Source organism: Paenibacillus sp. J22P143 (genome assembly GCF_059692035.1).
This window is the reverse complement of the sequence record NZ_JCAUAQ010000014.1, coordinates 101597-127294: the sequence shown is the minus strand read 5'-3', so window position 1 is coordinate 127294 and position 25698 is coordinate 101597. Positions and strand designations below refer to the sequence as shown.

The following is a 25698-nucleotide window of genomic DNA, read 5'->3' as shown; positions in this document are numbered from 1 at the left end:
AAGGAGCCAGGCTCAATGAGCCTTGGCTCCTTATTATTGTTCCTACCTTGTAGGACTAATTACCAAACGAAAGTCATTGTTACGATAACGAGCAAAATGAACAGAACAAGAACAACAGCAGCGGACGTACCATGACCATAACCTGCACCAGTACCTACAGCAACACCCATTTATGTCACCTCCCATCTCTAGGAATGCTCTTCCGCAGAAGCGAATGAGAGACAATACTATCGTATGGAGAGATGTCATGATTTGATTGGGTGTTTAGCCATAAATCTATGGGGGCGATAACCACTTTAGGCAGGAGCCTGTTTTTGGGAAAAAAGGAGTGAGAAGTTGAACAAGTGGCTTGAGCCTTCCATATGGTAGAAAAAGAACGTAATGCCATTGCGGAGGTGTAGGGGCTATCGATTACTTGGATATGTTAGCGAAGCTCGGGATTGGAAACGCACATCCCGGAGGATTTGGAGAGACGATTGAGCAATTGAAGAATTATCCGATAGAAAAAGGGAAGCGGGTGCTGGAGGTTGGCTGTGGAACCGGTAGAACAGCCTGTTATTTGGCAGAGCAAGGTTGTGATGTCACAGCCATTGATATTCGTCCAGAGATGATCAACAAAGCCAAAATTCGAGCAGAGAAGCAAGGGGTTCACGTGAATTTTCTGATCGGGGATGTATGTCAACTACCTTTCGAAGCTCATACTTTTGATGTCGTGATGGTGGAATCGGTCACGAACTTCGCAGATGCACAGAAAGCCGTATCCGAGTACTATCGGGTATTAAAACCGGAAGGAAAGCTTTATGATCGAGAAGTGATTAAAGTGAAAGAGATGACAGCAGGCATCCACAGAGCACTTTGTAGTTTCTATGGCGTGAGTAAGATCTATAAGCTAGAGGAATGGCAAGAGCTTTTAGAGAGTAACAAGTTCAGTACCGTCACCTCGACAGGCATACATCCTTTTCCACTGACGATGTTCGAAGATCAGGTTCAGCATCCAGATCCTGTTCATCTATCTGATCGACAATCGTTTATGGATCCGCGCGTATGGCAAATCACGGCTCGTTATGATGAGCTAGTTAGCAAATATCATCCTTATATGGGCTATACGCTGATGATTGGCTCCAAGGAGTAAGGAAACAGTAAGAAGCAGGATATTGCTTCCTTAATGGCGAATCATATGAGAAAGATTATCATTGGGGGCTGCTTCTTTTGAACGTAGAGGTTATATCAGAACGAATTTCGAACCGTAAAGCGAAGGAAGTTTACGAGCTGATTACGCGTCAAACGACGGTTTCGAAAATAGATTTATTAGATCAAAGCGGCATGACGGTCTCGACGTTGACACGACTTTTGGAGGAGTTAACGAGTCAGGGACTCATCTTGGAATCTGGCTTTGGTGCATCTACGGGCGGGCGTAGGCCGATTTTGTATGAGAAGAATCCGGCCTATGCTTATATATTTGGCGTGGAAATTTCCAGAACATTGTCCAAGCTGGTGCTTGTTGATCTAGGAATGAATAAACTGGAAACAAAAAGTTGGGCTATGACTGAAGTCATGACGCCAGAAGTGTTGATTCCCCTTATCGTCCAGGAAGCACAGCGAATGTTAGCTCAAAATGCCATACAAGCTTCGCAGGTGTTGGGCATTGGGATTGGTGCAGTAGGGCCTGTTGATCGATTGTCAGGCGTTATTCTGGAGCCCTCCTACTTCCCTGCGAATGGATGGAGGTATGTGGAGATCTGTAGGCAGCTGAGCGAAGCGTTGCGTATTCCTGCACTACTTGATAATGGGGCAAACACAGCGATTTTGGCGGAATCCTGGCACCAACGGACACGAAGCTTTAAGCATCTGCTTTATATTCATGCAGGAGTGGGCTTGCGTTCATCTATGGTATCTGAAGGCAAGGTCATCTATGGGGCTGTAGATATGGAAGGCTCTGTGGGTCAAATGATTATTCAAACGGATGGCGTTTCCCATCGCAACCCATCTGGTAATTATGGCGCATTGGAATCCTACGCTTCGCTTTATGCGATAGAAAAGGCGGCGAAATCAGCCTTAAAGCAAGGTAGATCCACAGTGCTGGTACATATGATCGAGGATCCAGAGCAGGTTACTTACATGCATATCATGGAGGCGCTCAAAAAAAATGATCCCCTAGCCGTGGAGATCGTGACGGAGGCTGCAACCTATTTCGGTATCGGCCTGGCGAATTTATTAAATATTTTGCACCCGGAGAAAGTAATTATCGGGGGGCCATTGATTACAGGCGGGGAGTTGTTCTTCCAAACAGCAACGCAGGTTGCGATCCGCAAAACGTATTATTACCCCGCCTATCAGGTTATTTTCAGCAAAGGTCAGCTGGGTGATGAAGCACTTGCCATTGGAGCGGCTGTGATGGTCATGGATCAGCTCGTTAAGCCGTAGCTCCCTGAAGAAAATCAAGAAGCAACGTATTGAAGGCTTCAGGTTTCTCCATGGGGGTAAGGTGAGAAGCAGCAGGGATTATGTGAAAGCTAGCACCTTCGATTTGATCAGCCATGGACTTCATGACATCCGGTGGTGCAATCGCATCCTGTTCACCAGCAATAACGAGTGTTGGTACTGTGATGGAGCTCAGTAACGGTACCGAGTCTTCACGGAACGCCATCGCGATGCTGGCATGAACAAGTCCTTCGGCTGGCATACTGTCCATAATCAGCTTGAGGTTATCGATGAGCTGAGGCTGCTCTTGCAGGGTGGCTGGCGTTATAAGTTTAGGCAGCATGGCATCTCGGGCTGCCGCGGCTCCTTTGTCATACAGAGAGACAGCCATGTTCATTCGATTTTTCCGTCCTTCTTGTCCATCTGGCTCGGGGCGTGTATTGGCAAGAATCAGCGCTGAAAAGCGTTCTGGCGCTAGACGCAGTAGATCAAACGCTACATAGCCACCCATGGAGAAGCCTCCGAGGGTGGCTTTTTCTATACCTAATCCATCCATGATGGCGAGAATATCCTGGGCATATTGCTGAAGGGACATGGGGGTGATCGGTAAATCAGATTGCCCCATCCCCCTGAAGTCAGGAGTAAGCACGCGGTAGTGAGCTGATAACGCCTCGACTTGAGCTTGCCACATGCGATGATCCAATGGAAAGCCATGAAGTAGGATAACTGGGGCTCCTTCACCTTGATCTTGAACGAACAGTTCGGTGCCGTTAATGTGTTTTTTCATCAAATTTCAGCCTCCAAGATCATCTTTTTTTAAAAAAATAGCGAAAAAGTTATGTCTTCATACTTTCATTATGGTTAACTCATACTTACTTAACATTTCATTGCTATTCTCTGATTATACCTATTGTGCTTCACCAAGAACAGGCAAAACGAAACATTCATATTGTTGAAATGGGGTTTATTGAGATGACTAAAAAACCATGGTCCACCCAAGAACTGGACAAACTAATTCGCCTTTCCTCGGAGTGTCCGCCAGTTGTCATTGCTAGAGAATTATCACGTCCTGTTACATCCGTTCGCAAAAAAATGCGTGAAATGGGAGCCAGCTATGTATCGGGGGAGCAATGGAAAAAAAGTCAAATTCAATACCTGATTTCGGATGAAGGCACTTCCTACAAAAACAGACATAAGCTAACACAAGAATCGAAAGAAAATGAATTTGAATCGCCTGTTCTAGATGAGTTCTGGACAACCCTTGTGAAAATGGCTCGCGTAGCTAAAAAGAGGGGGAAACGGGTCGATGTTCTGTCGTTTATCGATACATACCGTAAGATTCGAATTGGCGGTTAATTTCAAATATATCAACGATTGAAGGTTAAATCCGTTTCGACGTGATTTGACCTTTTTCTTTTTTGTGTGGAGGAGATAAATTTATCCATTGTTAAACCTATTTTAAGGTTATTACGTTATTATAGGTATATATATCGATATGGAACGTATTTCGTGAAGGATGTGGCGAGGGTGGAGTCAAAACGAGGCTGGCTGAAGCAGTCATTTGGAAAGCGATTAAATGCTCTACATAGCTGGAATGCTTGGATTTTATTGCTTCTGTCAGTTACGGGGATCGTACTCAGTATCGGCGCGATCCGAGGAGAACTTGGAGCATTTCGTGTTACGCTGAAGCAGCTTCACATTTATTTAGGTGTCGCCTCTGTTTTGCTCATGATGTTGTATGCGCCCATGATTCGCAAGCATTGGCGCCAAATTCGCGCGCGGCGTAACCAACGCGCGAATTTGGTGTTTGTTCTGGCGCTCCTGATCGGCTGGGCCGCATCAGGCGTGATCTTGTGGCAGTTCCGGCACATGCCACCGGCTTTGAACAACGCGGCACTCCTCGTGCATGACCTGCTTACCTGGGTCGGAGTGCCGTATGCCGTGTACCATGCCATCTCGCGCAGCCGATGGCTGAAGCGCCAACAGCGGCTCGAGCAAGCCGCTGCGACGGGCAGACCGCCCGCACCTGCGAAGGCGGTCCCTGCCGCCGCCGCGAGCGCAGCAGCGGCGGATATGGCTCCTGTGGCGACAGAGGACGCCACAGGGCGCACAGCAGCGCAGGCGGTCATCGCCGCGCTGAAGGAGTCGCCGATCACACGCGCCTCGTTCCTGCGACTGGTCGCAGGACTGGTGCTCGTGATCGCGGTTGGCCCCGCCTTTTATCGCTGGATAAAAGGCGCATTCGATACCGGCGGGTCGTTGACCGCCGAATATGTGGCGAACGACGGCAATCGTATGTTGCCGCCGCCAGAGCCATTGCCCGACTCCGCCGCAGCCTTCGGCGGAGGGGCCAAAGGCAATTTCCGTATCTACACGGTGACGGAAATTCCGGCTTTTTCGTCGGAAACGTGGAAATTCGCCATCTCGGGTCTCGTGGATAAACCAAATGCGTGGAACTGGGAAGAATTCCTGAAGATGAAACGAACTGTTCAAGTGAGTGATTTCCATTGTGTTACAGGATGGTCGGTGTACCAATGTACATGGGAAGGCATTCCGCTGAAACAGCTATTGGCGGCGGCTGGCGTTCAAGCCTCAGCTAAATTTGTGAAATTTTATTCGGGAGATAAAGTGTACACGGATGCACTCTCCTTAACTCAGGCTAATGGGGACGATATTATGGTCGCTGTCTTGATGGACGGTAAGCCGATTCCGCAGCAGTTGGGTGGACCTGTGCGACTGATCGTACCCAAGATGTATGCTTATAAATCGGTGAAGTGGCTGCAAGGCATTGAATTGATCGAGAAGGAGCACATGGGCTACTGGGAGGTCCGTGGCTACGATAATGATGCATGGGTCGGCACATCAAACGGATAGCACATGTCATGTATGGATGAAGCGGTCGCTGACTTTTCAGAGGGATTTTGGTATAGTTAAGGCAAAGAATCCTGTTCGGAGATGAGGGACATTTGCCATGCAACTTATTGCCATTAATGTGGGGTTACCCCAAACGATAACCTATCATGCTAAAGAGCTGACCACGGGGATTTATAAGACGCCGGTCAGCTCCTCTTTGTATGTTTCGAAGGTGCAGATAGACGGGGATGGACAGGCCGATCTGACGGTTCATGGCGGTATTGATAAAGCCATCTGTGTCTATCCAGAGGAGCATTATGCGTACTGGGAAAATCTTAGAGGCCATAAATTGGACGCTGCCACATTTGGTGAAAATCTTACAATTCGCGGTCTGCAGGAGCATGAGATTTGTATTGGTGATACGTATGCCATTGATGACGTTATTGTCCAAGTCTCACAACCCAGGCAGCCTTGTCATAAGCTAGCAAAGCGGATGGATTGGCCAGAAGCCACTCTCCGCGTCCAGGAGACGGGGTATACGGGATATTATTTTCGTGTGCTGAAAGAGGGCTTCATCGCACCAGATTCTGAGCTTAGACTCATTGCTAAAGACGAAGCGGGTGTAACGGTTGCGTTCGCCAACCAGATTAAATATCACGATAAGTTCAACATTGAAGCGGTTAAAAGAGTTCTCGCTGTAGATGCGCTATCGGGAAGCTGGAAGCAATCGTTTCGGAAACGATTGGCTGAGCTCGAAGTATGATCACTGGCGTCATTCTTGCTGGAGGATTGAATCGCCGCATGGGCGGGCGACATAAGGCTCTCTTACCTGTGCAAGGGGAAGCCATCCTAGTCAAACAGTTAAAAGAAATGTCACGCGTTTGTGAGCAAATTATCGTTGTGACGAATCAGCTTGAAACCTTGCAGCCTGTGCTTGCGGGGGTAATGGATATGGATGTGATTTGTATAACCGACCACTATCCTCAGAAGGGTCCTTTGAGCGGTATTCATACCGCCTCCAGCGTTGCAAGTGGCACTCATTTATGGGTTGTCGGCTGTGATATGCCTTTTATATCTGCAGACGCAGCTAAGGTGATGGTGGAGATATGCCGTGACACGAATGTGGATGCGGTGATCCCAGAGCTTGCAGGGCGTTTGCACCCGCTCCATGGGATCTATGCCAGAGGTGTTGGGCCCGAGGCTGAGCTGCTGATCCAACAACAAAACTATCGTTTGATGGGGTTGCTAGATCATCTGGATTGGCAAGCAGTCAGTTTAGATTTTTTCGTGCAACGTGGGCTCCGAACGAATTTCGCCACGAATATTAATACACCTGAAGAATATAAAGTTATGTTAGATAATCTACCATTGTGATTCGTATTTTTAGATAAAATGCTATGGAATCTAGGATTTTGTTAGAAAATATGCCATAATGGACGGAGAGAGAAGGTGAACACCTATGCCAAAGCTGCTATTGGATCGTTTTGGGCGGATGCATGATTACCTGCGCATCTCAGTGACAGATCGTTGTAATTTGCGTTGTGTCTATTGTATGCCTGAAGAAGGAATGGAATTTGAACCGGATGAGAAGCTGTTAACTTTTGATGAAATCACAGAAATTGTCCGTGTATTAGCAGGCCTCGGTGTTCGCAAATTGCGTTTAACCGGCGGAGAGCCTCTGGTTCGTAAAAACCTGGATCAACTGATTGGGATGCTGTCACAGATTCCCGGTATTGAAGATATAGCATTGACTACGAATGGGATTTACTTTGCGTCGCGGGCTGAGAAGCTTCGGGCAGCAGGGTTAACTCGTGTAAATATTAGTTTGGATTCTTTAAAAGCAGATCGGTTCTCGATGATCACGCGCGGCGGGGATATTCGACGTGTGTTAGCCTCCATTGAAGAAGCCTATCGTGTAGGCATTATGCCGATTAAGCTGAATGTGGTACTGATGAAAGGCATTAATGATGATGAAATCGCTGATTTCTTACAAATGACGATAGATCGCCCGATTCAGGTGCGGTTTATTGAATATATGCCAATCGGTCATAAAGACGAGGATTGGAAAAGCCGTTACCTGTCTCTTACGACGGTTCTGGATCGCTGCAAGGAAATGGGCTGGGAAGCTACAGCCTCTGACGCTGTTTATGGCAACGGACCCGCACAGAATTATCGCATTGAGGGCGCATTAGGCTCATTCGGCCTTATTCATCCGATCAGCGATCATTTCTGTGAAACTTGCAATCGCTTGCGACTGACAGCAGATGGCAATATCAAGCCTTGCTTGTATTGGTCAGATGAATTTAATGTACGAAAATATATTGGCGATGATGCAGCGGTGGAAGACTTGTTCTTCCGCGCGTTGGATATTAAACCACAAAATCACGAGATGGCTCAGGCACTGATGAATGAAGACCAGTCACATACACCAACTAATCGACGAATGTCACAGATCGGCGGATAGCTAGCGTACAGGGGAGGCACGGGGAGCAAGTGAACAGCGAAATGAAGCTTAGGTTTGGCCGTAAGGTGATCTCGGTCGAAGAGGCGCGAGCCACGCTTTACGAATACGTTAAACCCACAGAGACGGAGACCGTTTCGCTGCCGACATCCTTCGGTAGAAGCTTGGCGAAGGACATTTATGCGGATCATGCTGTGCCACATTTTCGCAGATCGGGCGTGGATGGGTATGCTGTTCGTTCACAGGATATCGCCAAAGCAACACCGGACATCCCGGTTGTTTTACAGGTGATTGAGCGGATTCCAAGCGGTACCATGCCACAGCAAACGATTCAAGCTGGGACGGCTGCTCGTATTATGACGGGGGCGCCTGTTCCAGATGGCGCAGACACTGTTGTGATGCTGGAGATGACGGACTCCTTGCAGGATGAGTTATCCTATGATGCCAAGGTAAGGATTAAGAAAAATGTGCAAGCTGCAAGTAATATCACCCCGATCGCTGGTGAAGTTGCTCGTGGGGAATTCGTGATCGCACGTGGGACTCGGATTGGCCCGGGAGAAGCCGCAATTTTGGCGACATTCGGGTTCTCATCGGTTGAGGTGTACCGAAAGCCAAGGGTGGCCATTTTCTCAACAGGTTCGGAGCTTTTACAAGTTGAACAGGAGCTGCAGCCAGGTAAAATACGTAACAGCAACAGCTACATGCTGGCGGCACAAGTGGAAGAAGCAGGGGGTTCAGCGATGATCATGCCGGCACTCTCTGATGATCCCCAGCAAGTGGAAGCGGCACTTGAGGCCGTGCTGTCTGATGTCGATCTTATTCTGACTTCTGGCGGTGTCTCCGTTGGCGATTTCGATGTCCTCGTTGATCTATTTGGGCGTTTCGACGGCAAGCTGTTATTTAATAAAGTCGCGATGAGGCCAGGTACACCGACGAGTGCTGCGTTGTGGAAGGGCAAGCTGTTAATGGCACTGTCCGGTAATCCTGGAGCATCCTTCGTAGGCTTCGAGCTATTTGCTAAGCCGATTATTAAAGCGATGTTGGGGAGTCAGAGTCCTGTGGCGGAAGAGTTTACAGCTTTTCTGGATGTTCCGTATGATAAACCCTCCGCCTATCCGCGTTATATACGGGGGACAACACGAATCGAAGCAGGTTCCGTATGGGTTAGACCAGCTGGCATTGATAAGTCGAGTATCATGGTGTCGATCAAAGATGCAGATTGCTTGATTTGGCTGCCTGCAGGAGGGCAAGGCTTTCAGCGTGGTGATGGCGTGAGGGTTTATACAACGAGATAGCGTACTGAACTTATATTTTTTATACATGAAATTATATAACCTATATCACCACAAGTTTGGCGCTAACAAGTGTAACCGTCTGTCAGGAGGGTCATCTGTGGCGTCTTTTTTTTGCAACATGACTTAATGTCGGTGGCTGAGGACGATAAGCTCGGAAGACGCGCTTAAATTCGGAGACTATATGTAGCCAGACGAGATCGCCTATATCAGCGAAATTCAGGAGCTGACACGACGAATGGCACGAGTGGTATTGATTATAAATGAAAAGCCCGCCTGCTGAAGCTTCAATTTAGAAGCATCAGCAGGCGGGGCCATTTCAAGGGGTCCTAATAGAATGTAGCGAGAATGATTACCAACAGTACATAAAGAACAAGAATAATGCCTGCAGAACTTCCGTATCCTGGCGTTCCACAACCAACTACAGCTGACATAGTATCCCCTCCGGTTTTGAATTAATGTGGGTTAAACACTATATAACATATGTAGGGGAGATACCTATTGATTGGACGAATGCCCTTATGAAACCGGATCATTCACCTAAGAAAAAAGCTGCACTTGAGCGTTTCTCAAGGCAACTCCTTCAACATCTAATTAGGAATTTGATACACTTTAATTTTCTGGATCCCAAAGCTTTGTAAGGATTTCCTCGAGCCTGGGATAAAGATGTCCATTCTCTTTCCTTTAATGGCACTGCCAGTATCCGTCGCAAACACGTACATACCGCCTTTAGGAAGCCCACTAAACGAATAACCTTCAATATAAAGTTTGGTACCAAGTGGAATCACGGATGGATCTACAGCAACGGTGCCGATCGCAAGTGGGTTACCCAAATAATCCAAGGCACCATAGCCGCCATTTTCAGAAGGATCTGCCGAATAAGCTGTGGATTCAAATAATTGATAATCCGGTGCATGATCCTTGCCATCTTTATTTAAGATCGCTAGATTGCTGCTAGCATCCCACTGTACAGGCACTCCTGCAGCGGCGGAAAGGAACCGAAGCGGCACGTATACGCGCCCATTCTGGTATTGCGATGCTGCGTCCAAGGTGACGGGGGCATTATCAATGCTGGCTTCTTTTTGACCGGAAACCAAGGAAATCGTATTTTTGTCGTTAGTTAGTGTCACCTTGATTTGATTTCCATCTTTTTGCCAATCCACGGTATAACCAAGCTTCTCCGTTACGAACCGCAGCGGAACCTGCGTGGAGTGATCGCCATCCAGAAATGGCTGTGCATCAGGGAAATGGATCAGGTCATCATTGACTTGCACTTTCACATCCATTTCAGCTGCTTGAGCCGTAAATGGGGAAAGAAAGCCCCCTGCCAATACCGTTAGTGAAACAGCAAGGCTAGTTAACCCTTTAGTAAGCTTATTCAATTGGTAATCCTCCTTCATGAGCCTTCGAGGTTAGTTGACGGGTTCGGGAAGAAGGTTCTCCCTAGTCTGCTTCAAGCTGAAGCAAATATTCACCCCAAGTAATTCGTCCCCCGTACCAGTACCTTATTTATGTACTAGACTCGGCTTTAAATAGTTTATCATCGCGGGTAGGCTGGAACAACGACCAATATATGGGTGAGTAGACCACATACTAGACTTAGGTCTAGGTTCAAAAACAGTCGATAGTCGGTTTTAGACTTTCTGGAATTGAGCTACGATAAGAGTATGATGAAGGATGAGGGGCGATTTGACATGAACAATAAGAATCGGGAAATGGATCCTACTAATATATTTGACCGTATTGGCAAAATGGCAGAAACCGTCTGGCAGGAGACGATCGGTAAAACAACACCAGGTACTGATGACGATGATGGCACCATTGCCAAGCTTGAGGAGCGCTATGAAGTGGCGCTTCAGGCAACGATTGCGCTGCGCGGTCACATCGCGCGAGCAGAAGATATGGCGAAGCTGCGGGGCGAGCAAGCCGAGCTGGCGATGCGCGCTGGCGAAGAGGATCTCGCGCGACTCGCGCTGCAAGAGAAGCTGCGCGAGGAAGCCGCTAGCGAGCACTACCGCGCGCAGTACGCGAGCAGCCAGGACTTGTGCCTGGCGCTCGCAGAGGAACTGCGCGGGCTGCGTGCGGGGCACGCAGCCAAGAATGTGCAGCCGCATGGCGGGCTGCACGGCAAAGAGGCTCGCGACACATGGCGCGAGCTGGAGGTCACCGGCCGCGAGCTCGGCCGGGAAGCGCTGCAGGGGCTCCGCGTAGCGGGCCGCCTGTCGAAGGAGACATTGAAGGAAGCCGGAGGCAACCTTCAGCATGAACTGCGGTTGCTGCGCAGCAGGCTGCAGCACGAGTGGCAGCAGGAGCAGCGCGCTCGCGATGAGCGAGAACCGCGCGACAGAAAATAGTCATGGAAAGTGACCTCCACGAAAGCAAAGCCTTGCGGGATAAGGATTTGCATCTTGGAGGTCGTCCATTCTTATGGTATGCTAGGAATCGTATGAACGGAAGATATGGAGCAGCAGCCAGCCAGAGGAGGTGCATCGATGGGAGAGGAAACGAAAAATAATCGCAGCCGGAATACAGCGCTTGTGCTGATTGGAGCCGGTGTTTTTTTGCTTCTGGATCATACCATAGGCTTTTTTCCTATTCTGGCCGTAATCCTTATTCTACTCGGCATTCATCGGGTTCGTTCACGCAAAGAGCGCAAGGGATATGTGCTGATGGGGATCGGTGCTGTCATATTATTTGGTGACCATCTGACAATTGCGATTGCGGTAGTGTTGATTTCATTAGGTTTATTCTTCATTCGATCCAAGCAAGTTCATAAGGATGATTCGTATACACAAAAGCAAAAGATCGTCGATAGCGTTCGCCTTGGCCGAGAGCCTTGGATTCTGCGAAATACCTCGACATGGTACTTGGTGGGAGAAACGTATATTGATCTCTCGTTGGCCATTCTAGAACAAAAGGAAACAACAGTCATCCTACAGGGCGTTGTAGGAGATATTGATATAAAGGTTCCCGATGATATCGGCGTTTCCGTTACAGCTTCTGTCATGTTCGGTCAGCTTCATGTAGCCGAACAACGTGAGGCAGGTGTGATGAACAAAGTGGTGTGGCAATCGGAGAATTATCAACATTGCGACCATCGGGTGAAACTCGTGCTCTCTTTCATCGTAGGAGATATCAAGGTTAAAGTATTGTAACGGCTGGAGGGGGTACATCACCAAGTGGACGGCTACAAAAGACGATTAACGAATATGATATGGCGCAGCATGGGGGAAGCTATCCTCTTTAGCTTCGCTGTTTTCGGTGCTATGCTATATTTCTTGAATTCAAGACATTTGATCGAGCCCTTTACCAGCTGGCAGCAGGGTGTCAAATTCTCGTTCATGGCCTTGTTGATACTGGGTGTGATTGGTGCTGTCTTCGGTTACTGGAACAGCTCGAAGGTTACACGTAGACTAGAACCAATGATGGAGACGATGATATTATTAGAAAAAGGTACATTTGCCCGAGAAGGCTTCCAAAACGGGGATGATGATGAAATTGGACGATTGGGCGAACAACTCGGCCGTATTATGAAGCGATGGGAAGAGCAGGTGACTTCGCTCCAACGGCTGTCGAATAGTAATGCTGAGCTTACCGAGAAAGCCAAGCTAACCGCGGTCATTGAAGAGCGCCAGCGTTTGGCACGCGAGCTGCATGATGCGGTAAGTCAGCAGTTGTTCGCGATCTCGATGACAGCAACAGCGGTAGGACGGACGTTGGATAAGGATTTTGAGAAAGCAAAGCGGCAAATTCATCTTATTGAAGAGATGGCGTCTGTCGCCCAATCAGAAATGAGAGCCTTATTGCTGCATCTGAGGCCGATCCATCTCGAAGGAAAACGATTATCCGAGGGTCTTGTTGAGCTCTTGAAGGAGCTGGCAGCCAAGGTTCCAATGGCGATCAGTTGGGATATGGATGAGGAAATCCGCTTGAACAAAGGGATCGAGGATCATCTATTCCGAATCGTACAAGAAGCGCTTTCGAATGCGCTGCGTCACTCTAAGGCGAATAAGCTTGAAGTGAAACTACTTCATCGCTCGGATGGCATTCGATTAGTCATCCGCGATGACGGCGTTGGATTCGAGCTCGATGCGAAGAAGCTGACTTCTTATGGCATCGTATCTATGAAGGAACGCGTGAACGAAATCGGCGGTTCGGTCGATATCATTACGGCACCTGAACGAGGAACACGTATCGAGATTCGAGTGCCTATTCTAGCAAGTGATCCTCAATTGATCGAGAATTAGCACTGTACATAGAGAGGGAGAAGCGAATGGACGACACCTTAATCAAAGTACTACTTGTCGATGATCATGAAATGGTCAGAATCGGACTTGCGGCTGTTCTGGGGACAGAAGATGGCATTGAGGTTGTTGGCGAAGCGAGCAATGGGCACGATGGTATTCGGTTAGCTCAAGAATATCGCCCTGATGTGGTTCTGATGGACCTGGTCATGGAAGGCATGGACGGTATTGAAACGACTAGGAAATTACTGCAATTGTACCCAGAATGCAAGGTCATTGTGTTGACGAGTTTCCTAGATGATGAGAAAATGTATCCAGTTATCGAAGCGGGTGCCTTCAGCTATTTGTTGAAAACCTCGCGAGCATCTGAAATCGCGCAAGCGATTCGAGCCGCGGCCAAAGGGCAATCGATATTGGAGTCGCAGGTTGCTTCGAAAATCATGAATCGCTTTCGTCAACCGAAGCCGGTAGCGGAGCCTCATGAAGAGTTAACGGACCGCGAGATGGAAGTACTTCGCTTGATTGCGAAAGGCAAATCCAATCAAGAGTTGGCTGATGATTTATTTATCGGTGTGAAGACGGTGAAATTCCATGTCACTAACGTTCTGTCCAAGCTAGGCGTAGAAGATCGCACACAAGCGGCGATTTATGCCTTCAAGCATGGATTGGCGGAATAACGCAAGGGAGCGATAAGCTTGAATGTAGTTAAACAGATGTGGAGCTGGTTTGGTTCCATTGCGATTTCCTTTGTACTAGTTGTATTTCTAGGTGTTTTTGTGTTTCAATCGACGAGAGTTAGCGGACATTCCATGGATCCTACGTTACATGATAGTCAGCGTGTGTATGTATCGAAGCTTTCGCATACCTTTCATTATGAACCCAATTATGAAGACATTGTCATTATCGACTCTAGGGTTGATATGAAGCGGACTTTTAAAAATGATTTGATGGACAGCCCATTGCTTAGCTTATTTGTTCGAGGCGATGATAAGCATGTGTGGATCAAACGGGTGATTGGTAAGCCAGGTGATGACCTTGAGCTTAAGGATAATCAGATGTACCGCAACGGCGAGCTTCTGAATGAGTCTTATATCAACGAGGAAATGAGAGCGAACGGGAACAAAAAGTGGACTGTTCCAGCCGATCATCTTTTCGTGATGGGGGATAATCGAAACAATAGCATGGATAGTCGCGTCATTGGTTTCATTCCTATTGACCATGTGTTAGGTAAAAAGCTATTCTAAATCGAAAGAGGCTGTCTCGCCAGTAGATGAATCTACTTGGGAGACAGCCTCTTTTTCAAATGCACATCCTCACATCTTCGCATCCAGCAACAAGCCGCGCATGGGAACTGGCAAATACGCCCCAAGCTGCGATTGATACTGACCATAAGGCTTAAGCGGTGACGATGATAATTGAAACAACGAAGCTGAAGGCAGCTTCTGCAAGTGATCAATATTGCTCACTAACGAGCTTGCGAAGCTGGTGAGATGAAGCATGCTTTTGTGATCAATGCCGTTAGGCTGTTTAAGCTGCCCCTCAAGGACATCAGTTTGGAGGATCAACTTCCCATCATCCTGCTTGGTGATGCCAAGATCATGCAGTGTGCCCGGCTTAGCGGCCCCCTCTAGGCCTTGAAGCAGGGCATGACTGACATAGTCAGGTGTGTCCCCAAGAGCATCTTGCAGTTCATTATATGTATGAATAAAGTTTTGAATGTTCTGGGTGATGTTGGGTTGACTCGTGTAAATGAGCGTTTGAGCCGATTGCTTGAGATTTTGCGTAGATTGAACGAAGCCTGCCACGTCTTTGGCAGCCGTCTGTGCGTACTGTTTGTAGGAGAGCTGCTCATATGGCAAATCAAGCATTCGTCGAATCGTATTCGAATTACCTCCGGAAACCGCACTTACAGCCCCTACACGGTAATAATCCTTGTGGGTTTGATACCTGTTCACAGCCATGACGGAAGGATAAGCATTGATCATGAAGATCACCTCGTTTCATATACGTTAAGTATATCACTTGCGTAGACTGGGGTAAATTGGTACTTGTGGGGTCAATTACAGGATTACCAACATAAGATAGCATTATTGCTTCTTGTGGAGGCGGTGCCATGTGATACGCAAACGTTTGGCTACCATTGACGACGCTGCTATATATCGATTAGTTGTTGAACAATTAGTTCCTTTTTCTAGAATGTATGAGTCAGGTAATTCGGTGACCTTTTCAGAGATACGTAAGCGATTAAACGCAAATAGAACTTTCGTCATCGCCAAAGGGTATAAACGGCCCTACGGCTTCATTTCGGTTATGCGCAAATCGAATATACTCTTCATTGATATGCTTGCCGTTGATCCGCGTGAGCAAGGGAAAGGCATTGGGCACACACTTATGAAGGCGGCGGAAGACTACGGGCGCAGTGAACGGTGCCATTCGGCCCAGCTCTTCGTTGATGACAGCAACCCGAAAGCGATTCGATTTTATAGCAAAAGAGGGTATGAAATTGATACTTATGTTTCTGAGCTTAGCTGCTATCGCATGAGTAAAAAGATGAAACGTTGAGAAAAGGGCTGTTGATGAATTGAGCATCTACAGCCTTATTTTCTCATGCGTTGTTCTCAATCGCTAAACATGGCGGCAATATAATCAATTTGAATATCCACGGGGCTGGTGGGTCTAGTGGCAGGTGCTTGTGCGGGCCCGCCAAAGCGGATGAGGCCGAAGGAAGAGAGCTGATTGTCTGCTGTTAGTTGAGGCGGTGTATCCGGTTGGGCTAGTTTCTTTTTCCCCTTCTTCGTAAGCGTTGGTTTCGTGCTTTTGGAAGTCGATTTGAGCTTAGCTTGCCCAGTATCATTCAAGATGAGCTTGTTTTTCTCAACGCGACTGACGACCCCATAAATGTCAGAGCCATTCGTTAAGTAGACAAGAACGGGCTTTCCGACAAGATTCCTGCAGTTTTTTTCCGTGATCGGGTGAATGGGTTGCATGGCTAGGTGGCACCTCCGTATTGGTATGTATGGTTAGCCTATGCCATGTGGTAGGTAACGGTATAGACGAATGTCTAGTTGCTCATAAGAAAATGTTATGAGTTAAAGTGACCATATAAGTTGAATAGAATAACAATTTTAGGTATGCTAAGCATATTAACTAATTCTAATAGAGAAAGAATGATGCATAGATGAGTGGAGCTGTGTTTTATATTTTCGGAGCAACGGGTGATTTAGCCAAAAGAAAGCTGTTTCCGGCTTTTTACAGTCTTTATCGGGAAGGCAAATTGGGGGATAATTTTGCGGTAGTCGGTTTGGCTCGCAGACCGCGGACGAACGAGCAATTCCGCGAAGACGTGAAAAATTCGATTCATGATTTCGCTCGTTACAAAAATACGGATGCGGCAGAATGGGAGAAGTTCTCCCAGAGATTTGAATACATGTCACTCGACATTAACAATGTTGCCGGCTTCCATGAGCTGAATAGCCTCACTGCGAAGTTGGATGAGAAGTATCAAACGGGCGGTAACCGACTATTCTATTTGGCGCTAGCGCCTGAGCTGTTCGGTAATGTGTCCTACAATTTAAGTGAAGGCGGCTTGCTCAATACAAAGGGCTGGCATCGTCTAGTTATTGAAAAACCATTCGGCTACGATTTGCCATCGGCTGAGCGTTTGAATGGACAACTTCGCCAAGTGTTCGAAGAGAAGGATATTTACCGTATCGATCATTACCTTGGTAAAGAAATGGTTCAGAATATCGAGTTCGTTCGTTTCGCGAACGCCTTCTTTGAGCCGCTTTGGAACAATAAATACATAGCGAACATCCAGATCACGTTGAGTGAGACTGTTGGTGTTGAAGAGCGCGGTGGGTACTATGACAACTCGGGAGCGCTTCGCGATATGGGCCAAAATCATATGCTGCAAATGCTCATGATGATGGCGATGGAACCGCCTAGTCGTCTACATCCGGAGGATATCCGTGATGAGAAGGTGAAAGTGCTGCGCTCTCTTCGTTTATTCGAAGACGGAGATGATGTTCGTGCGAATGTGATTCGCGGTCAATATGCTAACGGATCTGCCAAAGGCAAGGCGCTGCCGGCTTACCGTGAAGAGGATTCTGTGAATCCGCAATCGACGACAGAAACGTATTTTGCAGCTCGTGTTCACGTGGATAATTTCCGCTGGGCAGGTGTGCCATTCTATATTCGTACGGGTAAAAGACTGCCGGTCAAAACGACGGAGGTCGTTGTGGAATTCAAAAACATTCCGAGCAATGTCTACCTAGCTAAAAAGCATGAGTTAGAGCCTAACCTGCTCGTATTCCGTGTGAATCCGATGGAAGGCATTTATTTGAAAATGAACGCGAAACAGCCTGGTTCAGAAGGTGTGATCGTACCTGTTGCCATGGACTTCTGCCAGAGCTGTCAAATCGGCATCAATACGCCAGAGGCTTACGAGCGTTTGCTCTATGATGCAGCTCGCGGAGATTCCACATACTTTACACGTTGGGATGAAGTTGCGCTTGCTTGGTCCTATGTGGACCGCATTGCGGCTGCATGGAACGAACAGACGGAAGACCTCAAACATTACCCTGCTGGCTCATGGGGTCCTGAAGAAGCGTCGAAGCTTTTGAGCGATGATGGTTTCAAGTGGTGGCCGATTAACGGTCAAAATGAAGGGGAAGTCGATTGGGAAGCCGTTCAGAAAACAACCGTATTAGCTTAAACAGTCGGTAGCTCATCCAACAGGCGATTTGGCCTGTTGGTTTTTTTCGTGCTGGTACAAGAATAGCAAGAAATCGCTCGATGTCACCTTGTCTGGACGACGTATATGACACAATTTGTGGTATACTAGTGCATATGGCCATTTTTTCATTTTATACACTAGAGGTGCATTGATGTCACGTAGAGCTTTTGTGCGATGGTTGCTCGCCATTGGCGCTGTACTAGTAGGATTAAGTGCTTGGTTTAGTCTGTTGGTTAAGAAGAAATTCATACCTGAGGCTCAGACCGCTGCCCTACCGATGGCAACTGCCGAGCCACTCCAAGCTAGCCCAGAACCCTCGGAGGAACCGCTGCCTCTTGGTCCGCTGATGTCTTTTTTTATCCTAAGCGATCTTCATGTGACTGCGGGAGATTCTCTTCCCAATAAGAAGCTTAGGCTAGCGCTAGATGATGTCACCCAGTTCGATGGGCCAGTCGATGCGATAATGCTGACCGGTGATTTGACCGATACAGGGACTGAGGTTGATTATAAGGCATTGCGTGCCATAATGAATGATTATAAGCTTCCGCCCATTCATGGGAATATGGGGAATCATGATTATTACACGATTTGGATTAATAAAGCGAATAGCTGGGATCAGGATAAAGTCCCGAATGGCAAGAGCGATGCGATAAGTAGAGAGCAGTTCAAGAAGTTCATGGGCTATACTTCCATTTATAATGATTTTACGGCAAAAGGACACTCTATACTACTGCTATCGCAAGAAGCTTACGTGCAAGAGAAGCCCGAAGTAGGTGAAGGTGCATGGTACTCCGATGAACAATTGGCTTGGTTCAAAGAAAGAACGGGAATTTTATATAAGCCAGGAAGACCCCTGTTTGTAATGACGCATCAACCGCTGCCGCCAGTTGGAACCAATGGTGCTAGTCATCAGCTCATTCGGGCGATTCAGTTCCGCGAAACATTGAAGCCTTACAAAAATGTTTTCGTCTTCTGCGGTCATCGTCATCAGGATTTCCAGAATGGGACACCGCACTATATTCAGGAAACATTCCATTATTTCCATAATGCCTCTGTTGGGAGAACGCTGAATCGGGCGTACCAGCAAACTGCACAGGATAAAGCACAGGGTATTTATGTGCAAGTATTTGCGGATAAGGTGGTTGTGCGCGGCAGGGAATTCAGCACTCGCAAGTTCATTGAAGAAGCGAACTGGAGTGTTCCCTTAGAGAAAGCACGCGCTTGATTCCAAAGTATTCATATGTAAAAGAAGAAGGGAATAAACGAATACATGAAAACGCAACTCACTAAACTACTCGAAACGGAAATCGCTAAAAGACGGACGTTCGCGATTATTTCTCATCCGGATGCCGGGAAAACAACACTAACAGAGAAACTGCTCCTGTTCGGGGGCGCAATTCGTCTAGCAGGAACGGTTAAAGGCCGTAAAGCGAGTAAACATGCTACATCTGACTGGATGGAGATCGAGAAGCAACGTGGTATCTCTGTAACGTCAAGCGTTATGCAGTTCGATTACGAAGGTCACCGGGTCAACATTCTGGATACGCCTGGTCACCAAGATTTCAGTGAGGACACGTATCGTACACTGACAGCCGCAGATAGCGCTGTGATGTTGATCGACGTTGCCAAAGGGGTCGAGACCCAGACGAAGAAGCTGTTCCAAGTATGTCGTATGCGTGGAATTCCCATTTTCACATTCATTAACAAATTGGACCGTGAGGGCCGTGATCCTTTCGAATTGCTAGAAGAGCTTGAAGAAGTACTTGGCATTCGTTCTTATCCGATGAACTGGCCAATTGGGTCAGGGAAGCAATTCTGTGGTGTTTACGACCGTGGAAAATCGCAATTGGAGCTTTATCAAGGCGATGATCATAAGGAGATTGAAGTCCGTAAGGTTGATGGCGTAGAAGATCCATTAGTGAAGCAAATCGCAGGCGAATTCCTCCACAAGCAATTGTGCGGAGATATCGAGCTATTGGATGTTGCAGGGGATCCTTTTGACATGGAGAAAGTCATGAAGGGTGAGCTTACACCTGTTTTCTTTGGTAGTGCGGTCAACAATTTCGGTGTGCAGACGTTCCTTGAGAACTTCTTGCAGCTTGCACCTCCACCAGAGCCGCGCACGAGCACAGTTGGTGTGATCGAGCCTACGAGAGAGAAATTCTCGGGCTATGTATTCAAAATTCAAGCGAACATGAACCCTGCTCACCGTGATCGCGTAGCATTCCTTCGCATCGTCTCCGGTAAGTTCGAACGTGGCATGTCCGTGAAGCATGTAAGGCTTGGCAAGGACATTAAGCTCGCGCAGCCGCAGCAGTTCCTAGCGCAAGATCGTGATATCGTGGAAGAGGCCTTCCCAGGGGATATCATCGGTCTGTTCGATCCAGGTATATTCCGGATTGGCGATTCCTTAAGCGAAGGGGAAGAAGTCATTTTCGATGAGTTACCAACCTTCTCACCGGAGCTATTCAGCAAGGTATCGATCAAAAATGCCTTGAAGCAAAAGCAATTCCTGAAAGGGATCGATCAATTAACCGAGGAAGGGATGATCCAGGTCTTCACGACAATTGGGTTCGAGGACATGATTCTTGGTGTCGTTGGTCAACTCCAATTCGAAGTACTTGAGCATCGAATGAAATCGGAATATGGCGTAGATATTCTCTTGCAACGTCAGAACTACCAGTTCGCACGTTGGATTATCGACGACAAAATCGACCCAGCTAAATTCCGCATTAACTCTCAGTTGGTGAAAGATAAGAAAGGAAATTACGTTGGCTTATTCGAGAGTGAATATGCCCTGCGTTCTTCCATTGATAAAAACCCAAGTGCACAGTTCTTAACGAGTGCGCCTTAATAGCAAAACATAAAAAAGAGGCTCTCCTGATACTTTCAGGGGCAGCCTCTTCTTGCTCTTTATAGTCGCCAACCGTCGTTTGCCTTCATACACTAGGATGGGGTGAATTCGAAGCTGGAGGCTAGGTATGAAGAAGCGAATAAAGATGCGTACAATTAAGCGTATAAAGAAGATCTCCAAGAAAGCGCTAGGCTTGAATACAGCAAGATATGTAAGCAGCAAAATCGGGAAAACCATGGCCGTCGTGTCGGATGAATCACTTCGCAAGTATGTGCCAAGCACCAAACGTATGACGTCAGCAACCTTACAAGAAATGCTCGATCAATATAAAATGGTCTATGTCAAACCCAATGTGGGGATGTTCGGGAACGGTGTGATCCGTATCGAGTTAGCGGGGGAGGACGAAGAACGTTCCTATTCTTACCAATCCGGTGTCACGATCAAAAAGTTCAAAACCTTCGCTGACATGTACGTATCACTCCTAAAGGTGACAAAGAAGCGGCCCTATCTCGTACAGAAAGGAATTCACTTGTTGACCTATAAAGGGAACCGTTTTGATCTCCGTGTCATGGTGCAGATGACGCCTGCTCGCAAATGGGAAACCACTGGTGTTATTGGCCGCGTGGCACATCCCGCCAAGATTGTGACGAATTTTCATAATGGAGGTACGCTGAAATCGGTGGATACTTTGCTACAGAAGTATTTGCCGCCTACGGAGAGGAAAGGGTATGTTAAGCAGCTGCAGGTGATGGGAATCCAGGTGGCGAAGGCGATTAACGCGCGGTATAGAGGGGTTAAAGAGATTGGGGTCGATGTAGCCTTAGATAAGGATCTGCATCCCTGGGTTCTTGAGGTGAACACAAGTCCGGATCCTTATATTTTTCAGAGATTAAGTGATAAGCGCATTTTTGCAAAAATTAGAAGATACGCCAAGGCATATGGCCGGTTATGAAATCATAACCGGTCTGTTGTCGTACATATGGAAGTTTTGTTCGATGTCATAGGCGGAAATAGGGGGACTTAGCAAGAACCCTTGAATCGTTGTACAGGTTGTTTCTTTAAGAATATCAAGCTGTCCGATATCCTCAACACCTTCGGCAACCACTTGGATATTGAGGGCATGGCCGAGGTGAATGATCGCATTCGTAATGGCCCAATCATTGGTATTGCTCTGGATATTTTTTACGAAGGAACGGTCAATTTTGAGGCAGTGAATAGGGAACTCCTTCAAATAATTGAGCGACGAATAGCCAATCCCAAAATCATCGATAGAGATGGAAATCCCAGTGGCACAAAGCTTATCAAGGACAGCGATGGTTTTCTCCATATTTTGCATAATCGAACTCTCCGTAATTTCGAACTCTAGATAAGAGGGATGAATACCGGTTTGCTCGATAATACGAATGGCTTTATCCGCAAAATGATCGTCTTGAAACTGGCAGGGTGAAATATTGACAGCAACCTGATAATCGAGCTTACCTTCAGCTAACCATCGTGCCTTCTGAAGACAGGCTTCCCGTAACACCCATTCTCCCAGTGGCAAAATGAGTCCGGATTCCTCGGCAACTGGGATGAAATCAGCAGGTGCAATCATGCCATGTAGGGGATGATTCCAACGGACTAAGGCTTCTAGGCAACTAATGTGACCTGTTGATAGCTCAAGTCGAGGTTGGTAGTATAACAGAAGCTGATTTTCATTGATCGCTTTCCGAAGGTCGGTTTCCATTTGAATTTGACTAGTAAACCGTGGTTGTGTAGGCATGGAGTGGAAGGTAATGAGTTTATTCTTGCCTGTTTGTTTGGCAATTAGGAGCGCTTGCTCGGCTTGATGGAAGACTTGTGTAAGATTCTCGGGTGTTATCGTAAGGGCATTCAGTCCGAAGCTCGCACTAAGGAAGCAGTCCTGGCCCTGATAGGTAAAAGGGGAAACAAATACGTTTTGAACATGCTGCAGTGCAGCTTGAAGTTGTTCCTGTGTGCTTGCCCGAAGAAGAAGTATATATTCATCATCGCCAGATCGAACTACAAGATCGATGTGATCTAATAACTTCAATCTGCGGCTTAATTCTTGTAATAGATGATCACCGCAGGCATATCCGAGTGAGAAATTCACTTGGCGAAAACGATCTATATCGAAAATAAGAAGTGCACGGACCTGAGAAGTTGATGTACTAAAATGCTTCTGAACAGCATGCTCTAACTGAGCTAGGAGCTGCCCACGAGTGTGAAGACGAGCGATCTTTGATCTGCTCTTGAGAGCTTCGATCGTTGTAGACGCTTTGAACTGAAGCTGGCGCCAGATTGCTTTCATTTGCTATCACTCATTCCCATCTCATAGTTGTCCCCCTATCCTTTATCATAAAGCGCGAAGGGGAGATAAACAATATTAAGAGTTTGCTTTTATGACAAAAATTGGTCATTAATTTCTTGATTCTTGACGAAAAATTAATGAAAATGTCGAATATTAGCGAAATAAGGTAAAACGGAAATATCGGAATTTATATTGACAGAAATAGCTTCTGAATGAGAGAATGTACGCGTGTACATAAAAGGTGGAAATGAGCGGAAGGGAGCCTGTCAACATGGTTACGAGAAAAGAGGTTGCTGAGCTAGCCAAGGTATCAGAAGCGACCGTATCTCGTGTGTTCAATGGACTTGGTCCGATGAAGCCTGCAACCAAAGAACGTGTACTTGAAGCGGCGAAGGTACTTGGATACCACCCTAATGCGATTGCGCAAAGCTTCGCTCGAAGAAGAAGTGGCAATCTGGGTGTTGTGCTTCCGTATATGCCGAAGGTGCATCTGTTTTCCGCGTATTATTTTGCGGAGATTCTGAGCGGAATTGGCGAGCAGGTGAGGGAGCAAGGCTATGACATGTTGTTGTCTCTGCTTACACCGGATGATGAGCTGGATTATGGACGGTTATACCGTTCGCAAAAGGTAGATGCCTGTGTGATTCTGGGTGCACGAGATACCGAGTCACAGCGAAGCTCTTTGCTGCAATTGCAGGAGCAGGGACATCCATTTTGCTTGGTGAATCAACGGTTTGAGGGGTTATCCTTCCTGGAAGTAGATGCGGATCATGTGGAGGGAAGCTATCAAGCGGTACGCCATTTGCTGGATGAAGGCTATCGTAAGATTGCGTTCATCAACGGATCCCCGCAGTATTCAAATTCCTTGGATAGACTCCATGGCTATCAAAAGGCAATGCTGGAAGCAGGTTTAAAGGTTGATCCTGAGCTGCAGTTCGAGGGGAACTACAGCCGTACTAGCGGCTATGAAGCAGCGGCAAAGGTGTGGGAGATTCGGGATCAAGTAGAAGCTATATTTGCAGCTAATGATCGTATGGCCATTGGATTGATGCAAGGACTGCGCGAACGGGGTTGGGTAGCTGGGCGAGACTTCGCAGTCATTGGGTGCGATGACTCGGATGCTGCGAAGCTAAGTGATCCGCCGCTCAGCAGCATTAAAGTACCATTCTTTGAAATGGGTAAGCAGGCGGCACGTGCAGTGCTAGCTAGTGTTGGGCAGGGCAATAGTGAGGTTCAGCTGCAAGTTAAGCTGCCGACGGAAGTGAAGGTTAGACAGTCATCAAGGTATGGCGTAAGGCGTGATTAGTTGGTGTGGATGCATATGACTTTGGGGAGGCGTGAGTTCGGTGAAGAAAACATTTAATATCGGGATGATTGGCTATAAATTTATGGGAAAAGCGCATAGTCATGCTTATAAAGATTTACCTATGTTCTTCCCTCAGACGGCGATTCCGAAGATGAAGCTCATCTGCGGTCGCGACGAGAACGGTGTTCGTCAGGCAACGGAGCAATTCGGCTGGGACGGGTATGTCACAGATTGGCGCGAGCTGGTGACGCATCCTGATATCGATGTGGTCGATATCAATGCACCGAGCGATGCGCACAAGGAAATTGCATTAGCTGCGGCGAAGGCCGGTAAGCATCTCTTCTGTGAGAAGCCGCTGGCGCTGACTCTTGCAGACGCAAGGGAGATGCTCGATGCGGCTGAAGAGGCTGGCGTGAAGCACATGGTCGGCTTCAACTATCGGTTTGCGCCAGCGGTACAGCTGGCGAAGAAGCTTGTGGAGAGCGGCCGACTCGGCCAGATCTATCACTTCCGCGCTTGGTTCCTACAGGACTGGATCGTTGATCCGACGTTCCCGTTGGTATGGCGCTTGCAGAAGGAGATCGCAGGTTCTGGCTCGCACGGCGATTTGGGAGCGCATCTCATCGATCTGGCGCACTTCCTTGTGGGTGACATGACCGAGGTTATCGGGATGAGTGAAACGTTCGTGAAGGAGCGTCCGCTTCCAACCTCCATGACAGGGCTTAGTGCCAAAGGCAGTAAGGATGCGCCGCATGGACCGGTTACCGTAGACGATGCGACTTTGTTCATGGCGCGATTTGCGAATGGCGCATTAGGCAGCTTCGAGGCTACACGGTTTGCACCTGGGCACCGGTGTACGAATTCTTTTGAAATTAATGGCAGTAAAGGCAGCGTGAAATTCGATTTCGAGCGATTGAATGAATTGCAGGTGTATTTTACAAGTGATGATGAGGATGTTCAGGGCTTTAGACGCGTTCTAGCAACAGATGCCGCACATGCGTATTCGGATGCTTGGTGGCCGGCAGGACATACGATTGGCTATGAGCATACGTTTGTACATGAGGTTGTCGAGTTGATGACAGCGCTCTCCGAGGATCGTCAGCCGGTTCCGAATTTTGTGGATGGCGTGAAGTGTCAAGAGGTGCTGGAAGCCGTAGATCAATCTATCGCGCAGCGCCGTTGGGTGAGCATTAGCGAAGTATAAAGGTTCATATAGAGAGG

At 47.5% G+C, this 25698-nt stretch carries 27 protein-coding genes and 1 riboswitch; of the genes, 20 read left to right on the top strand and 7 right to left on the bottom strand.

The window, feature by feature from the left end:
* Positions 1–59 precede the first annotated feature (59 nt).
* Complete coding sequence (locus AC58PQ_RS18985; protein ID WP_497244227.1) at positions 60–170, bottom strand: YjcZ family sporulation protein; 111 nt, start codon at positions 168–170, stop codon at positions 60–62.
* Positions 171–421: 251 nt separating this feature from the next.
* On the opposite strand from AC58PQ_RS18985, the gene AC58PQ_RS18980 reads away from it, so the two are divergent.
* Together AC58PQ_RS18980 and AC58PQ_RS18975 are read left to right on the top strand one after the other, a co-directional pair.
* The gene (locus tag AC58PQ_RS18980; protein ID WP_497244249.1) at positions 422–1132 is read left to right on the top strand and encodes a class I SAM-dependent methyltransferase; all 711 of its coding nucleotides are present in this window, start codon (positions 422–424) and stop codon (positions 1130–1132) included.
* Between the two features lie 77 nt (positions 1133–1209).
* Complete coding sequence (locus AC58PQ_RS18975; RefSeq protein ID WP_497244225.1) at positions 1210–2424, top strand: ROK family protein; 1215 nt, start codon at positions 1210–1212, stop codon at positions 2422–2424.
* On the opposite strand, the gene AC58PQ_RS18970 is transcribed toward AC58PQ_RS18975, so the two are convergent.
* A complete protein-coding gene (locus AC58PQ_RS18970; RefSeq protein WP_497244223.1) occupies positions 2414–3208 on the bottom strand; it encodes an alpha/beta fold hydrolase in 795 nt (264 codons plus the stop codon). The genes AC58PQ_RS18975 and AC58PQ_RS18970 overlap by 11 nt on opposite strands.
* A gap of 185 nt (positions 3209–3393) precedes the next feature.
* Here AC58PQ_RS18970 and AC58PQ_RS18965 point away from each other — a divergent pair, with 185 nt between their 5' ends.
* From AC58PQ_RS18965 to AC58PQ_RS18940, 6 genes are all read left to right on the top strand, one after another.
* The gene (locus AC58PQ_RS18965) at positions 3394–3777 is read left to right on the top strand and encodes a hypothetical protein (protein ID WP_497244221.1); all 384 of its coding nucleotides are present in this window, start codon (positions 3394–3396) and stop codon (positions 3775–3777) included.
* A gap of 66 nt (positions 3778–3843) precedes the next feature.
* A complete protein-coding gene (locus AC58PQ_RS18960; protein WP_497244219.1) occupies positions 3844–5295 on the top strand; it encodes a molybdopterin-dependent oxidoreductase in 1452 nt (483 codons plus the stop codon).
* A gap of 97 nt (positions 5296–5392) precedes the next feature.
* Entirely contained in the window at positions 5393–6037 is a 645-nt protein-coding gene (locus tag AC58PQ_RS18955) for an MOSC domain-containing protein (protein WP_497244217.1), read from the top strand.
* On the top strand, positions 6034–6648 hold the full coding sequence (mobA, locus tag AC58PQ_RS18950; RefSeq protein ID WP_497244215.1) for a molybdenum cofactor guanylyltransferase: 615 nt from the start codon (positions 6034–6036) through the stop codon (positions 6646–6648). Before AC58PQ_RS18955 ends, mobA begins: the two co-directional genes overlap by 4 nt.
* Before the next feature lie 85 nt (positions 6649–6733).
* Positions 6734–7738: a GTP 3',8-cyclase MoaA gene (gene moaA / locus AC58PQ_RS18945; protein WP_497244213.1), complete on the top strand. Its 1005-nt coding sequence runs from the start codon at positions 6734–6736 to the stop codon at positions 7736–7738.
* A 29-nt stretch (positions 7739–7767) separates the two neighbouring features.
* Positions 7768–9030: a molybdopterin molybdotransferase MoeA gene (locus AC58PQ_RS18940; protein WP_497244211.1), complete on the top strand. Its 1263-nt coding sequence runs from the start codon at positions 7768–7770 to the stop codon at positions 9028–9030.
* 326 nt (positions 9031–9356) lie between these two features.
* On the opposite strand, the gene AC58PQ_RS18935 is transcribed toward AC58PQ_RS18940, so the two are convergent.
* Positions 9357–9461, bottom strand: coding sequence for a YjcZ family sporulation protein (locus AC58PQ_RS18935; protein WP_497244209.1), 105 nt, complete (start codon positions 9459–9461; stop codon positions 9357–9359).
* 156 nt (positions 9462–9617) lie between these two features.
* Positions 9618–10409 (bottom strand): stalk domain-containing protein, encoded by a 792-nt coding sequence (locus AC58PQ_RS18930; RefSeq protein WP_497244207.1) that lies wholly within the window; start codon positions 10407–10409, stop codon positions 9618–9620.
* A 4-nt stretch (positions 10410–10413) separates the two neighbouring features.
* Positions 10414–10565, bottom strand: a riboswitch (cyclic di-AMP (ydaO/yuaA leader).
* A gap of 156 nt (positions 10566–10721) precedes the next feature.
* On the opposite strand from AC58PQ_RS18930, the gene AC58PQ_RS18925 reads away from it, so the two are divergent.
* The 5 genes from AC58PQ_RS18925 to lepB all read left to right on the top strand — a co-directional run bounded on the left by AC58PQ_RS18925 (position 10722) and on the right by lepB (position 14515).
* On the top strand, positions 10722–11381 hold the full coding sequence (locus tag AC58PQ_RS18925) for a PspA/IM30 family protein (RefSeq protein ID WP_497244205.1): 660 nt from the start codon (positions 10722–10724) through the stop codon (positions 11379–11381).
* Positions 11382–11519: 138 nt separating this feature from the next.
* Complete coding sequence (liaF, locus tag AC58PQ_RS18920) at positions 11520–12182, top strand: cell wall-active antibiotics response protein LiaF (RefSeq protein WP_497244203.1); 663 nt, start codon at positions 11520–11522, stop codon at positions 12180–12182.
* Between the two features lie 24 nt (positions 12183–12206).
* On the top strand, positions 12207–13274 hold the full coding sequence (locus tag AC58PQ_RS18915) for a sensor histidine kinase (RefSeq protein WP_497244201.1): 1068 nt from the start codon (positions 12207–12209) through the stop codon (positions 13272–13274).
* Between the two features lie 26 nt (positions 13275–13300).
* On the top strand, positions 13301–13948 hold the full coding sequence (locus AC58PQ_RS18910; RefSeq protein WP_477590515.1) for a response regulator transcription factor: 648 nt from the start codon (positions 13301–13303) through the stop codon (positions 13946–13948).
* A gap of 36 nt (positions 13949–13984) precedes the next feature.
* Positions 13985–14515 (top strand): signal peptidase I, encoded by a 531-nt coding sequence (gene lepB, locus AC58PQ_RS18905; RefSeq protein WP_497244247.1) that lies wholly within the window; start codon positions 13985–13987, stop codon positions 14513–14515.
* 69 nt (positions 14516–14584) lie between these two features.
* On the opposite strand, the gene AC58PQ_RS18900 is transcribed toward lepB, so the two are convergent.
* Complete coding sequence (locus AC58PQ_RS18900; RefSeq protein WP_497244199.1) at positions 14585–15256, bottom strand: hypothetical protein; 672 nt, start codon at positions 15254–15256, stop codon at positions 14585–14587.
* A gap of 130 nt (positions 15257–15386) precedes the next feature.
* Here AC58PQ_RS18900 and AC58PQ_RS18895 point away from each other — a divergent pair, with 130 nt between their 5' ends.
* Positions 15387–15833, top strand: coding sequence for a GNAT family N-acetyltransferase (locus AC58PQ_RS18895; protein WP_497244197.1), 447 nt, complete (start codon positions 15387–15389; stop codon positions 15831–15833).
* Positions 15834–15889: 56 nt separating this feature from the next.
* Here the strand turns inward: AC58PQ_RS18895 and AC58PQ_RS18890 are convergent, their stop codons facing one another.
* The gene (locus tag AC58PQ_RS18890; RefSeq protein ID WP_497244195.1) at positions 15890–16258 is read right to left on the bottom strand and encodes a hypothetical protein; all 369 of its coding nucleotides are present in this window, start codon (positions 16256–16258) and stop codon (positions 15890–15892) included.
* Between the two features lie 191 nt (positions 16259–16449).
* On the opposite strand from AC58PQ_RS18890, the gene zwf reads away from it, so the two are divergent.
* The 4 genes from zwf to AC58PQ_RS18870 all read left to right on the top strand — a co-directional run bounded on the left by zwf (position 16450) and on the right by AC58PQ_RS18870 (position 21812).
* Positions 16450–17985, top strand: coding sequence for a glucose-6-phosphate dehydrogenase (gene zwf, locus AC58PQ_RS18885; protein WP_497244193.1), 1536 nt, complete (start codon positions 16450–16452; stop codon positions 17983–17985).
* 172 nt (positions 17986–18157) lie between these two features.
* Positions 18158–19231 (top strand): metallophosphoesterase family protein, encoded by a 1074-nt coding sequence (locus AC58PQ_RS18880; protein WP_497244191.1) that lies wholly within the window; start codon positions 18158–18160, stop codon positions 19229–19231.
* A gap of 45 nt (positions 19232–19276) precedes the next feature.
* Complete coding sequence (locus AC58PQ_RS18875; protein WP_497244189.1) at positions 19277–20860, top strand: peptide chain release factor 3; 1584 nt, start codon at positions 19277–19279, stop codon at positions 20858–20860.
* A 127-nt stretch (positions 20861–20987) separates the two neighbouring features.
* Positions 20988–21812 (top strand): YheC/YheD family protein, encoded by an 825-nt coding sequence (locus tag AC58PQ_RS18870; RefSeq protein ID WP_497244187.1) that lies wholly within the window; start codon positions 20988–20990, stop codon positions 21810–21812.
* Here AC58PQ_RS18870 and AC58PQ_RS18865 read toward each other — a convergent pair.
* Positions 21807–23171: a putative bifunctional diguanylate cyclase/phosphodiesterase gene (locus tag AC58PQ_RS18865; protein WP_497244185.1), complete on the bottom strand. Its 1365-nt coding sequence runs from the start codon at positions 23169–23171 to the stop codon at positions 21807–21809. The two genes, AC58PQ_RS18870 and AC58PQ_RS18865, sit on opposite strands and share 6 nt — an antisense overlap.
* A 271-nt stretch (positions 23172–23442) precedes the next feature.
* Between AC58PQ_RS18865 and AC58PQ_RS18860 the strand changes: the two genes are divergently transcribed.
* Complete coding sequence (locus AC58PQ_RS18860) at positions 23443–24477, top strand: LacI family DNA-binding transcriptional regulator (protein WP_497244183.1); 1035 nt, start codon at positions 23443–23445, stop codon at positions 24475–24477.
* A 64-nt stretch (positions 24478–24541) separates the two neighbouring features.
* Positions 24542–25681 (top strand): Gfo/Idh/MocA family protein, encoded by a 1140-nt coding sequence (locus tag AC58PQ_RS18855; protein WP_497244245.1) that lies wholly within the window; start codon positions 24542–24544, stop codon positions 25679–25681.
* Positions 25682–25698: the final 17 nt, after the last annotated feature.